The sequence below is a fragment of the Streptomyces sp. NPDC054841 genome (genome assembly GCF_053611045.1).
Map to the genome: position 1 here is coordinate 4579 of NZ_JBSGZO010000361.1, position 4267 is coordinate 8845.

Genomic DNA, 4267 nt, shown 5'->3' on the forward strand with positions numbered 1-4267 from the left:
GTGCGCTGGTGCGGTGGTGGCCGGCGCCGTGACGACGGCACTGGCCGCGCGGGGAGACGAGGGCTCGGCGCGACCCCCGGCGTCCGCGGACTCCGCGCCGTCGGCCGAGTCCTCCCCGCCGCGTCTGCCCGGCTGCTCCGGCCTAGCGTGCGAGGGGCAGGACCCGGTGCGCATGGCCTGCGGCGGCGCGGGGATGGTGATCCCGGCCGGCGCCCGCACCGCGACCGGCGGACAGCGGCTGCAGATCCGGTACGCGCAGTCCTGCGGAGCGGTGTGGGTGCGTGCGACGGGACTGCGGGCGGGAGACAGGGTCGAACTCACCGTTCCCGGCAGACCCGTTCAGCGCGTGGTCGCCGGACCCAGCGACGCCGCCGCGTACCGCTCGACGCCGATGGCCGCGGCCGAGGGCCCGGCCTCGGCCCGCGCCTGTCTGCACGCGGCCTCCGGCAGCCCGCCGGAGTGCCTCACCGGAGCCCCTCAGCAGTGATCCCGGGCCCTGGGGTCCGCCTTCCTGTCCAGGCTCAGGCGCTGGTTTGAAAGGGGGGCCCGGAGCCAATGCCAGTGGCTCCGGCGCCCCTTTGGCGTGACTGTAGCCGCATCCCCTGGGCCCAAGGCGACGATGCGGAGTTGGCCGATCGCAGGATCGCCATCGGCGCCCATCCCCGACGGCTCGACGACCTGGCCGCCGTCTTCGGCATCAGCAAGCGCACCGCGATCCGCTACGCCAACGCCGCCAGAGCCTTCCTCGAAACACCGCTTGAGCAGTAGTCCAAGTCGTCTGTCGCCCTCGCGCGGCTCTGCCGTACTCGACTGTCGCCCGCGCCGAGGCCACGGCGCCGTGGACCCGCGCTGCCGAGCACGAGCTCAAGCAGACGGCGTGACCGAAGTCCACACGCCGAACCACTGCTCGGCGCCGTACGCCTCGAACCGCTCCAGCTCGGTGAACCCGAGCTTCGCCGCGAGGCGCATCGAGCGGACGTTGGCGGTCTGGGTGTAGAGCACCACCGGCTCACCGGGAAGCGCGCCGACAAACCAGTCGAGTGCCGCTGTGCACGCCTCGGTGGCGTACCCGCGTCCCCACGCCTCCGGCAGGAACAAGTAGCCGAGCTCGGTCTCCCCGGCCTCCCGGCGGTTAGCCGGACGCTCGGGGTCTTGCGGGTCGAGCTGGATTGTGCCGATCGTCGCTCCGTCGAGCTCGACCACGAAGAAGCCAGGGCGCCGCCCGGGCACCTCGGGCACCGTGCGTTCGAGCTCGGCACGCGGTCGAGGGCCACCGAGGTAGGTGCCCACCTCTGGCGAGGCGTTCAGCTCGATGACCGCCGCGCGGTCCCGGGCCTCGGACTCGCGGAGTACGAGCCGCTCGGTCTTGATCGGGGCAGGTGGCCAGGCGAGGGCTCTGTGGTCGGTCATGCCGGCCAACCTAGCCAGCAGGCTCAGAAGCGATCAAGACTCGCCGACCGATCAACCACCGGCCCGAAGCCTGACCCTCACCAACGGAGCCGGGCTCGACAAGCCAAACGTCCCTCCTCACCGATTGGTATCCACTCCTTGCCCCACCCTGTGCTCACGCGCTCGAACCCAGCACATAGACGATCGCGGCGAAGACCGCCTCGTCATCAATGTTCGCGACCCCGCCGCCCTGCGGCCGCACGCGAGCCGACGGCAACAACGGCCTGGCGATCTCCCACAGGCCCTCCGGAACGATCCATCCCCATCGTCCACTGCCCATGCCCAGGACAACTGCCAACTAGTCATATAGGACACGGTCTTAGTGTCCACGGTCGCTCCTCACGAGCACGAACTGGCTCCTTCCTGACCATCGGTCAGGAGTCGTGTTGCCGACTCGTGATCAGTTGGGTTGAGGGTGAAGAGCGTCAGCGGATCGCTCCGCTGAGGTGGCACCGGTTTGCGTGGGCCGGTGTCTTCCCGTTTCATCGCGTCCCGCCGTCCGGCCCGAGGACCGGACGGTCTTGTGGATACTCCGCGGGCGTTTTGTGTCTCCCCTCGACCAGGGGCGACGTGGTGATCAGCAAGGGTGATGACAGCGTGCCGGGCGATGTTCCGGGCGGCGTTCAGGTCCCCGTCGATCGTCAGCGCGCAGTTGCCGCAGTGGAACGTCCTGTCCGCGAGAGTGAGGCGTGGGTTTTGCCATTCGCAGGCGGAGCAGGTCTTGCTGGAAGGCCACCAGCGGTCCAGGGCCGTGAGGGCGGAGCCGTACCAGGAAGTCTTGTAGGTGAGCTGGCGGCGTAGCTCACCTCGAGCGGTGTCAAGGGTTGCGCGGTTGAGGCCGGCCTTCTGCCGGACGAGGCGGCCCGGCGCATCGGTTGTGCCGCCGGCAGACCAGGGCATCCCGGTGAAGTTGAGGTCCTGGATGGCGACTTCCGCGAAGCCGGTGGCGAGCTGCTTGGTCATCGCGTGCAGCACGGTGCTTCGTCGCACGAAGGCTTCGTGGTGCAGCCGGGCCACCCGGCTGCGGGCCTTGTCCCGTCTCACTGCTCCCTTTTTGGTACGTGACAGGGCACGCTGGGCCTTGGCCAGACGGTCCTCGGCCTGCCGCAGGTGACGCGGGCGGCGGGCCACGAATGCTGTTGCGGCGTTGTCCGGGTCGAGGGGCTGCGAGAGAACGGCGAGATGCTCGTCGCCCAGGTTGACACCGATGCGGCCGCGCTCGCGCTGGCGCCGGGTGGGCCGCTCCGGCAGCTCGGTGGTCACCTTGCACAGCACTGACGCGTACCAGCGGTGCCCGCAGTTCGCGATGGCGTTGAGAACTGGTCTCCGCTCGCCCTTGGCGGTGCGGCCGGTCATGGGCGGCCCAGAGCGCGGTAGTGCCACCCGGCCGCCCGCCAGGCTGCCGAGTCGAGTGCGTTGCGGCCATCGACAACGTTGCGTGCCGCAACCGTCGTGCCGAGCCGTTCGGGAGAGAGGTCGACGAACTCCTGCCACTCGGTCAGCAGCAGCAGGACGTCCGCCCCGCTCGCCGCCTCGGCGGCCGAGGTGGCGTAGCTGAGGTCGGGGTACGCCTTGCGCGCTTTGTCCAACGCCGCCGGGTCGTAGACGGAAACGAGAGCGCCCTGCCGTTGAATCTCTACGGCCACGTCGAGCGCGGGCGAGTCGCGGATGTCGTCGGAGTCCGGCTTGAAGGCCGCGCCGAGGACGGCAACGTTGCGGCCCTTCAGGGAACCGCCTGCGAGCTCGCGGGCGAGGTCCACCGTGCGGGCACGGCGACGCATGTTGATCGCGTCGACCTCGCGCAGGAATGTCAGTGCCCTGCCCACTCCCAGTTCATCGGCACGGGCGATGAAGGCGCGGATGTCCTTGGGCAGGCAGCCGCCGCCGATCCCGAGCCCCGCGTTGAGGAAGCGCCCGCCGATGCGGTTGTCGAAGGACAACGCCTCGGCCAGCCGCACGACGTCCGCGCCGGCGGCCTCGCAGACCTCGGCCATCGCGTTGATGTAGGAGATTTTCGTGGCCAGGAATGCGTTCGCAGCAATCTTCACCAGCTCTGCTGTGGCGAAGTCGGTCACTACGAGGGGGATCCCACCAAGCGGTTCGTACACTTCTCGAAGCACCTCCTCGGCGTGCTCGGTGCGGACGCCGAGGACGATGCGGTCCGGACTGAGCGTGTCCTCGACGGCGAAACCCTCGCGCAGGAACTCCGGGTTCCACGCCAGGTCGACATCGTCGGCGGGGGCGAGGTCCCGCAGCCTGCCGACCAGCCGTTCCGCCGTGCCGACGGGCACGGTGGACTTGCCGACGACGAGGCATGGTCTGTCCAGATGCGGCGCCAAGGAGTCGACGGCTGAGTCGACTTGCGAGACATCGGCCGCGTATCCGCCCTTCTGCTGCGGAGTGCCGAGGCACAGAAAGTGCACGTCGCCGAATTCGGCGGCCTGCTGGTAGGACGTGGTGAAGCGGAGGTTGCCGGACACGAGTCCCCGGCGCAGCAGCTCCTCCAGCCCCTCTTCGTAGATGGGCAACTCGCCGTTGTTGAGTTGGCGAATCCTGTCCGCGTCGATATCCAGGCCGAGGACCTGGTGGCCCATCTCAGCCATGCATGCAGCGTGGGTGATGCCGAGATAGCCGCTGCCGATCACCGTCATGCGATACCGCATGGGCATGCTCCTGTTGTCCGTAAGGTCGAGTCGTGGTGGGCCGCCTCAGGGCCGGGCTCTGGCTAAGGGCTGTCCCGTAATCCCCGGCGGGCGCACGACGACAGCTACGGCACCTCGCTGCGTTGTCGGATCGCCCGAATACGCCCAGTATGAGG

The 4267-nt window shown here is 69.3% G+C and carries 5 protein-coding genes and 1 pseudogene; 2 read left to right on the plus strand and 4 right to left on the minus strand.

Features of this window, described 5'->3' with window-relative positions; genetic code table 11:
• On the plus strand, nucleotides 1-487 hold a 487-nt coding region (locus tag ACWGI8_RS33085; RefSeq protein ID WP_453666599.1), incomplete at its 5' end, for a DUF2690 domain-containing protein.
• A gap of 140 nt (nucleotides 488-627) precedes the next feature.
• Nucleotides 628-768 carry a hypothetical protein gene (locus tag ACWGI8_RS33090; protein ID WP_453666601.1) on the plus strand — a complete coding sequence of 47 codons (141 nt, stop codon included), beginning with the start codon at nucleotides 628-630 and terminating at the stop codon, nucleotides 766-768.
• A gap of 96 nt (nucleotides 769-864) precedes the next feature.
• On the opposite strand, the gene ACWGI8_RS33095 is transcribed toward ACWGI8_RS33090, so the two are convergent.
• The 4 genes and pseudogenes from ACWGI8_RS33095 to ACWGI8_RS33110 form a co-directional block, all read right to left on the minus strand.
• Nucleotides 865-1410, minus strand: a complete 546-nt coding sequence (locus tag ACWGI8_RS33095) for a GNAT family N-acetyltransferase (protein ID WP_453666603.1) — start codon at nucleotides 1408-1410, stop codon at nucleotides 865-867.
• Nucleotides 1411-1573: 163 nt separating this feature from the next.
• Nucleotides 1574-1729 (minus strand): annotated as a pseudogene (locus ACWGI8_RS33100) (IS5/IS1182 family transposase); the annotation flags it as partial.
• A gap of 59 nt (nucleotides 1730-1788) precedes the next feature.
• Nucleotides 1789-2805 (minus strand): RNA-guided endonuclease InsQ/TnpB family protein, encoded by a 1017-nt coding sequence (locus ACWGI8_RS33105; protein WP_453666605.1) that lies wholly within the window; start codon nucleotides 2803-2805, stop codon nucleotides 1789-1791.
• Complete coding sequence (locus ACWGI8_RS33110) at nucleotides 2802-4112, minus strand: UDP-glucose dehydrogenase family protein (protein ID WP_453666606.1); 1311 nt, start codon at nucleotides 4110-4112, stop codon at nucleotides 2802-2804. Before ACWGI8_RS33110 ends, ACWGI8_RS33105 begins: the two co-directional genes overlap by 4 nt.
• Between the last annotated feature and the right edge of the window lie 155 nt (nucleotides 4113-4267).